The following is an 8,160-nucleotide window of genomic DNA, read 5'->3' as shown; positions in this document are numbered from 1 at the left end:
AAATGGATTTATTTTTATTTTTGATGGGTATTTTTCTCAATTTTAGCTTGATGTTATGGCCATTACGTAAAACTCTTGTAAAAAAGGTCTAATTAGTTTTTAATGTAATAAATGTAAGCGCTTTCATTTCTTGGTTTTAATTTACTAAAGATGTTTTAATGACAGCGGTTGAAAATAAAAACTATTATAAAGAGGGCTATCATGGCTTCATTTTCAGGAACACAAACCGCTGAGCAAAATAATAATACCGGGCAAGGCGTAGATTACCGTTTCGCCTTAACTTCATTAACATCGTTATTTTTTATGTGGGGGTTTATTACTTGTTTGAATGATATTCTCATCCCCCATTTAAAAGGCGTTTTCGATTTATCATATAGCCAAGCAATGTTAGTTCAATTTTGCTTTTTTGGTGCTTATTTTCTGGTTTCTTTGCCTTCGGGGGCTCTAGTTAAAAAGCTAGGCTATCAAAAAGGAATCGTGATTGGTTTAGCTATCGCGGCACTCGGTTGTTTGTGCTTTTATCCCGCTGCATCATTACATAGCTACCCTGTATTTTTGTTAGCGTTATTTATTTTGGCGAGTGGTATTACATTATTACAAGTGTCTGCGAATCCTTTTGTAAGTATGTTAGGTGAAGCTAAAACCGCTTCTTCACGGTTGACTTTAACACAAGCATTTAACTCACTAGGTACCACTATTGCGCCATTCTTCGGAGCATTATTAATTTTAAATGAAGCAGCACATGCAATGTCGGCACAAGAAAGTGCTCAAGCAGTACAAATGCCTTATGTGCTTTTAGCTGCGATGTTATTAGGGTTGGCAGGTATATTTGCATATATTAAATTGCCGGATATGACGGCATTGCAACAAGAGGAAATTACCGACACTAACGATCAAGATGGTAGCGCTTGGCAATATCGTCACTTGGTGTTAGGTGCCGTGGGAATTTTTGTCTATGTAGGTGCTGAAGTTTCTATCGGTAGCTTTTTAGTTAATTTTCTCGCCGAGCCAAATATTGCTAACTTAGCAGAGTCTGATGCCGCAAAATACATCACTTATTTTTGGGGCGGGGCTATGGTTGGTCGCTTCATCGGTGCCGTGGTATTGCAAAAAATCGATGCAGGTAAAGTACTTTGCTTTAATGCGGTAGCATCTATGGTATTGATCATTATTACTATTCTCTCTTCTGGAGCACTAGCAATGTGGGCAATATTATTGGTCGGTTTATTTAATTCAATTATGTTCCCCACTATTTTCTCATTAGCTATAAACGGCTTAGGCAAACATACCAGTCAAGGCTCTGGCATCTTGTGTTTAGCTATTGTTGGAGGCGCAATTATTCCATTAGCGCAAGGGTTTTTAGCAGATAGTATTGGTGTTCAACAAGCTTTTGCTTTACCTATAATATGCTATTTATTTATTGCGTATTACGGCTTATCAGGCAGTAAAGTACAAGCAGAGTCAAAATAGTTATCGCTAAATAGTCACATGATAAAGAGTAAAGTCATAATGAAAGTAAACTTTAATACTAATACCAAGCAACCCTTCTTATTAACTAGCTTATTAGTTCCTAGTTTGCTTACTCTAACTTTGTTGACGGGATGTGATAGTAAAGAAGTACAGCAAACAAACGTTGTGCCATCACAAAAAAATGGTGTAAACACTTCAAGAATATGGCCAAAGCTTGAAATGGAAGTAAAGAAAGATAGCGTTACTGAGCAAAAAGTAGCCGATATGCTCGCCAGTATGACTTTAGAGCAAAAAATAGCGCAAATGATCCAACCTGAAATAAGGGATATTAGCGTTGAGGATATGCGAAAGTATGGCTTTGGCTCATTTTTAAATGGTGGCGGTGCTTTTCCAAATAATAACAAACACGCAACTCCCTCCGAGTGGATCTCGCTAGCAGAAAACATGTATCAAGCGTCAATAGATGACTCTCTAGACGGTAGTAAGATCCCTACGATGTGGGGCACGGATGCGGTTCATGGTCATAACAATGTCATAGGCGCGACATTATTTCCTCATAACATTGGTTTGGGGGCAACTAACAACCCCGACTTGATTGAGAAAATTGCCGCTATAACGGCATCAGAAGTCATGGTAACAGGTATTGATTGGGTATTCGCTCCCACAGTTGCTGTTGTTAGAGATGATAGATGGGGGCGCACTTATGAAGGTTATTCAGAAGATCCTGACATAGTCAAAGCCTATTCATCTGCGATTGTCAGGGGATTACAGGGCGTACCAGGAAAAGACTTTTTGGATGATAAACGTGTTATTGCTACGGTAAAACATTTTTTAGGTGATGGTGGAACAGAGAAAGGTATTGATCAAGGTGATAACCTTGCTGATGAACAAGCATTGTTTGATATTCATGCTCAAGGTTATGTTGGTGGATTAAGTGCTGGTGCACAAACCGTTATGGCCTCTTTCAATAGTTGGCATGGTGAGAAAATACATGGAAATAAATACTTATTAACGGAAGTACTTAAGAATCAACTTGGTTTTGACGGTTTAGTGGTTGGTGATTGGAATGGTCATGGGCAAGTGGAAGGCTGCACCAATGAAAACTGTCCACAAGCAATTAATGCCGGTCTAGATATATTTATGGTACCCACAGGAGCGTGGAAACCACTCTATGAAAATACTCTTGCACAAGTTAAAAGTGGTGTGATTTCACAAGCGCGTATTGATGATGCAGTAACAAGGATTCTACGAGTTAAATTCAGAGCAGGATTATTTGACAAACCTAGCCCAGCCAACAGACCGTTAGCAGGAAAAACTCAGCTTATTGGCGTCAATGAGCATAGAGAAATTGCCAAGCAGGCAGTACGAGAATCATTAGTCCTTTTGAAAAATAAAGCGAATATATTGCCTTTATCAGCTAAGCAACACATTCTTGTCGGTGGTGATGGTGCAGATAATATAGGTAAACAATCGGGTGGTTGGACTATTACTTGGCAGGGAACTAATAATGTTAATAAAGATTTCCCAGGTGGTAGTTCAATTTATGATGGTATTAAGGAGACAGTTGAGTCTCAAGGTGGCAGCGTAGAATTAAATGCTGAAGGCAACTTTGACACTAAGCCAGATGTTGCCATTGTGGTTTTTGGTGAAGAGCCTTATGCAGAAGGCGTTGGAGATATTGAGAACCTAGAGTACCAACAAGGTCTTAAGCAAGATTTAGCACTATTAAAGCGCTTAAAATCTCAGGGAATAAAGGTAGTAGCCTTATTTATTAGCGGGCGTCCGATGTGGGTTAATGCTGAATTAAATGCTGTGGATGCCTTTGTGGCTATTTGGTTACCAGGCTCTGAAGGGGCAGCCATTGCTGATGTATTATTTACTGATGATAAGGGCGGTATTCAGCATGACTTTACCGGTAAGCTTTCATACTCTTGGCCGGCAAGTGCGAATCAAACATCAGTAAATCGCTTTGACAAAGACTACCAACCATTACTCGCTTATGGTTTTGGGTTGAAGTATGGTGATCAAAATGTGTTAACAGATAATTTAATCGTTAACATTGAAATGAGTGCTAAGCGTTTACAAAGCCTAACGCTTTTTGAAAGCTCGGTAAAAGCACCATGGAAAGTCATGGTGTCTGATAGTCAGTCCACGCAACAAATGACAAGTAGTGTCATTGAAAACAAGGCACTTTATTTACGTACCATTGATAGGAATGTTCAAGAGGATGCTAGAGGCATTAAATTTAAAGGCTCAGAGCAAGGAGCCGTTGCTTTTAGTAGTCAATATCCAAATGACTTAACTCAGTATAAAGAAGCGAATTCAACCCTTGAGGTTAGCCTTCGCTTTGCTGAGGGACAAAAAATATCACCACAGGATGAAATATATCTAGCGATGGTTTGTGGTGATAATTGTCTAGGCAAAGTTAATATTGCTAAAGCATTATCTTTGTTACCGGCAAATCAATGGCATACCTTGAGGGTTGATTTGCAATGCTTTGAAAATAGTGGTGCAAATTTGAGTCAAATTACTAGCCCGTTTCTACTTGCGTCATCAGAGAGCTTGAGTATTGATTTTACAGATGTTTACCTTAAGCCAAGGAGTGTTGAGCAGGCAACAATTAGCTGTCAATAAATAAAATAACCAGGAAGTTTACATGTGCTTATGTGTTTTTATCCTGCGGACAAATAGGCAGTAGACGACGTGTCTAGATTAGACGAAAATAACTATTAAACCTGTGGCATAAACTGTTATAAATTACCTAGGTTAATACCTCGGACATTATTTAATATAATGAAAGCATATTGCTATCATTTTGGTAAAGAGTTGGTGAGCGCTATGAGTGAAGTGGTTAGAAATGTGGTTATTGTTGGTGGTGGTACCGCTGGTTGGTTAACTGCTGGTGTTATCGCTGCGGAGCATAACTCAAAATCGGAATCAGGGGTACAAGTTACCTTAATAGAATCCCCTGAAGTGAATACCGTTGGGGTGGGTGAAGGTACTTGGCCAACTATGCGTGAAACGCTAGATAAAATTGGTATTGATGAAACGGATCTCTTTCGAGAATGCGAAGCTTCATTTAAGCAAGGAGCGAAATTTGCCAAGTGGGTAACGGGTGACGAAGACGATTATTATTATCACCCGCTAGTTTTACCGCAAGGGTATACCAAAACAGATCTTGTCTTTCCTTGGCAAAAGCATAGAAGCAAAATTTCATTTGCAGATGCGGTGAGTTATCAAGGACATATTTGCGAGCAAGGCCGTGCTCCTAAACTTATTTCCACCCCTGAATATGCTGGTATTGCAAATTATGCTTATCACCTTAATGCCGCTAAACTAGGTCAGTTTTTGCAAAAACACTGTATTGAAAAGCTTGGCGTCAAGCATGTTGTTGACCATGTTAGTGCAATAAAATCAGCAGACAATGGCGATATTTCCGCTGTGGTAACTAAAGATAATGGTGATATTGATGGCGATTTATTTATTGATTGCTCGGGCTTGTCTTCTATTTTATTAGGTAAACATTTTAATGTGCCTTTTATCAGTCAAAAACACGTGCTCTTTAATGATACCGCTTTAGCTGTGCAAGTACCTTATCCGGATGAAGATAGCCCTATTGCCTCACATACTATATCAACGGCACAAAGTGCAGGTTGGATTTGGGATATCGGCTTACCCTCAAGACGTGGGGTGGGTTATGTTTATTCAAGCGAGCATACTAATGAGCAAGATGCTGAAGTAGAACTACGCGCATATATAGAAGCTTCTATTGGTAAAGTTGAAGCGGATAAACTTAAGGTAAGGAAAATAGGCTTTAATCCTGGTCATAGAGAGAAGTTTTGGCATAGAAACTGTGTCGCTATTGGTATGGCGTCAGGCTTTTTAGAGCCACTTGAAGCCTCTGCACTTGTTTTGGTTGAGCTAGCAGCGGCTAAAATAAGTAGTGAAATGCCTGCAACACGTGAAACTATGGATATAGTTGCTAAGCGTTACAATAATCAATTCCTCTATCGCTGGGAACGCATCATCGCGTTTTTAAAGCTGCATTATGTGTTAACTAAAAGAACCGATTCTGCGTATTGGCGGGATAATTGTGATCCGGCCACTATTCCTGAAAGTCTTCTGGAGTTATTAACTCTGTGGAAGCATCACCCACCTGGCCCGCAAGATTTTCATCATGTTGAAGAAGTGTTTCCTTCTTCTAGTTGGCAATATGTGCTCTATGGTATGGGTTTTGAGACATCAGAAAACCCGCTGTCTAGAAAGTTTGTTGATGAAGAGATGGCGCATAAATTCTTTGGTGAAAATGTACAATTAACTAAGAAGTATTTATCGGCATTACCGAGTAATAGAGAGTTAATCGATAAAATCAAACAGTACGGTATGCAGAAAATATAGTGTGCTTAAGCTGAGCTCAGTAATGTGTCATCACTCGATGAAGAGTGACAACATATTATTTTTCAACAGCCCTTAGTGATCAGAACGACAGTACTGGTTTAAAAAGGTTTGATGTGAAGGTAAGGCCGAAATCGCCTTATCAATGGTTTTCCTGATATCACTTAAGAATTTCTCCAGCTCATGTTGTTTCATAATGGCGGCAATTTGATGATATTGCTCAGGATAGACACCTTGCCCCAGCATAACTTGTGCCCATGAATCCACCCGGAAAAGCTCGCCTTCCGAGGTAAAAACTCGCCCTGTTTCTTTGAATAAGTCTAACCTTTGCTGAAGGGAAGCCGGAATTTCCATATTCTTACAGTATTGCCAAAAAGGTGTGTCGTCTCGCTCGGTGGCATGGTAATGTAAAATAATAAAATCCCTTATATGTTCAAGCTCTGTACTGAGCTGTTGATTATATTCGTTAACGGCAGCAGGGGTTATGCCCTCGAAAGGGAATAAGCGAATTAATCGTAAAATCCCCGACATAATCAAATGGATGCTGGTTGATTCTAATGGCTCTAAGAAGCCACTAGACAACCCTAATGCGACACAGTTTTTATTCCAACCTTTCCTACGGCGACCAGTTTTAAACTTGATAACTCTTGGCTCATTAATGGCTTCACCCTCAATATTATCCATTAATAAGCTTTTAGCATCATCATCAGATAAATATTTACTGCAAAACACCATGCCATTGCCAACTCTATGTTGCAATGGAATACGCCATTGCCAGCCACTTCCATGAGCAATAGAGCGAGTATAAGGTATTGGTGCTGATACTGACGGAGTTTGTACCGCAACGGCACTGTCACAAGGTAGCCAGTGCGACCAATCTTCATAGCCAGTATGTAGTGCTTTTTCGATAAGTAAACCAACAAAACCGGTACAATCGATAAATAATTGGCCCTCAACAACATTACCATTTGCTAAGTGGAGCGATGTAATATTACCCGTTTTACTATCTTTGCTGACATCGACTATTTTCCCCTCTATCCTTTTAACACCGTGAGCTTCTGCCATGCTTCGTAAAAACTTAGCATAAAGCGTAGCATCTAAATGATAGGAGTAGTTTAATCCCCCTTTAGACAGGGCAAATTTTCCAGCTTTAGCTGCTTGAATTTCAGGGCAATAATGATCAAAATCAAAATCAATATTGTTGCGCTTACCATGTAACCAAAAGTGCTGAAACTCACCAGCCCAGCAGTCTTTACCTACACGGCCAAAGCCATGCATGTATTCATCATTTCCGGTTTTCCAATTTTCAAAGTTTATACCTAGTTTAAATGTTGCATGAGTCGCCTGCATAAAAGCTTGTTCATTAATTCCTAATAGTCTGTGGAATGCGGTTAGCGTTGGAATGGCTGCTTCACCAACACCTACAGTAGCGATTTCGTCGGATTCTACTAAGGTAATATCAAAATTTTTACCTAGCAACTTTGACATAGAGGCCGCAGCCATCCAACCGGCTGTTCCACCACCGGCAATAACTATTTTCGTAATTTTATGATTGTTCATATATGCCTCAAGAAATGCGCTGAGAGGGAAGGAGCTGAGTCGACTCGTAATCGCTGCTATTGATTATTTTTCAAGTCGACTAATCGTTGAATATTGTCTAAAGAAGCAGTAATAAAGTAGGCCACTCTCAATAAACCTGTGATGTGCAGCTCATTAAGAGCCTCACCATTAAGTTTAGCAAGCTTTTCTTCGTTGAGGGTATAATTACCTTCAAGGGATATTTTTTCACCGTTGTTAAGCTCAATATTTAATGCGATAGGCTCAATTAAATCATGCTTTAAGAAAGCTTCGAACATTTGTTGGTTTAACTGTGAGCCTTCATGTAATGTCTTTAAAGTTTGGTTTACCTGTAGTAGGTAAGGACTGGCTTGGCCATCGTCTAAAAATATTGGCTCGCCGCTTTCTTTATTTACTCTTGGGCTATCCATATCAATAGCTATGATAGGCTGTTTAGTGATTTGACCATTTTCTTCTTTTTCTTCAAAGCCAATAATAAAAGGGCCTTTCTTAATCATGGCTGGAATATAGCTTGCTTGCCAACCGTTATTAATATAAAGATTTTCATTTGCTACTAGACCTAGCAAAACCACACTTTGAAATTGACCTGTTTCAGGGTTTTTTATGAATAATATTGGGTAGTCACGCTGCGCTTCTTTTATTTCTGTTGGGAAGACTAATGAGCTGTTAACTTGTTCTGAAAAATTGTCATTGAAATGAGTGATTACTTTAAGGTCT

At 39.4% G+C, this 8,160-nt stretch carries 5 protein-coding genes; 3 read left to right on the top strand and 2 right to left on the bottom strand.

All coding sequences use genetic code 11. The features are described from left to right. The first annotated feature begins 201 nt into the window (after positions 1–201). The 3 genes from AC27IF_RS20135 (at position 202) to AC27IF_RS20125 (ending at position 5,868) form a co-directional block, all read left to right on the top strand. Positions 202–1,470 (top strand): sugar MFS transporter, encoded by a 1,269-nt coding sequence (locus AC27IF_RS20135; RefSeq protein ID WP_487056145.1) that lies wholly within the window; start codon positions 202–204, stop codon positions 1,468–1,470. Positions 1,471–1,509: 39 nt separating this feature from the next. After that, positions 1,510–4,104 carry a glycoside hydrolase family 3 protein gene (locus AC27IF_RS20130; RefSeq protein ID WP_487056144.1) on the top strand — a complete coding sequence of 865 codons (2,595 nt, stop codon included), beginning with the start codon at positions 1,510–1,512 and terminating at the stop codon, positions 4,102–4,104. Between the two features lie 204 nt (positions 4,105–4,308). Then, a complete protein-coding gene (locus AC27IF_RS20125) occupies positions 4,309–5,868 on the top strand; it encodes a tryptophan halogenase family protein (protein ID WP_487056143.1) in 1,560 nt (519 codons plus the stop codon). Between the two features lie 72 nt (positions 5,869–5,940). Here AC27IF_RS20125 and AC27IF_RS20120 read toward each other — a convergent pair whose 3' ends face one another. After that, on the bottom strand, positions 5,941–7,425 hold the full coding sequence (locus AC27IF_RS20120) for a tryptophan halogenase family protein (protein ID WP_487056142.1): 1,485 nt from the start codon (positions 7,423–7,425) through the stop codon (positions 5,941–5,943). A 56-nt stretch (positions 7,426–7,481) separates the two neighbouring features. Beyond that, a partial coding sequence (locus tag AC27IF_RS20115) for a SapC family protein (RefSeq protein ID WP_487056141.1) occupies positions 7,482–8,160 on the bottom strand: 679 nt, incomplete at its 5' end.

Source organism: Colwellia sp. KS18-150 (assembly GCF_057551365.1).
This window is presented reverse-complemented; position numbering and strand designations above follow the sequence as displayed.